Here is a 242-nt window from a genome sequence, read left to right as displayed (position 1 = left end):
AGGACGCCGCCACGCTGCAGGATGACCATGCCGATGAATCGCGGATCAAGGCCGACCACGCAATGTCCCTAATCGTTCGCCACGGCCTGTCGAAATACAACCACGCACCCGATTTCGTTCCCCCGGACGACTGGCATGACGACGCGGTCCTGGTCATCGACCAGACCAGCGGTGACGTCGCCGTCCGCCTGGGCGGGGCCGACGCGTCGTCGTTCCGCGCGATGCTTGCCGCCGCGCTCGCC

At 66.9% G+C, this 242-nt stretch carries 1 protein-coding gene; it reads left to right on the top strand.

From position 1 onward, the window contains the following. A partial coding sequence (locus SB725_RS33480) for a hypothetical protein (protein WP_410923732.1) occupies positions 1-242 on the top strand: 242 nt, incomplete at both ends.

Origin of the sequence: Pseudomonas sp. SIMBA_041 (assembly GCF_046535095.1) — a bacterium.
In the GTDB taxonomy this organism is placed as follows: domain Bacteria; phylum Pseudomonadota; class Gammaproteobacteria; order Pseudomonadales; family Pseudomonadaceae; genus Aquipseudomonas; species Aquipseudomonas mucoides.
Note: the sequence above shows the minus strand (reverse complement) of the source record. Positions and strands in the feature narration are given on the sequence as shown.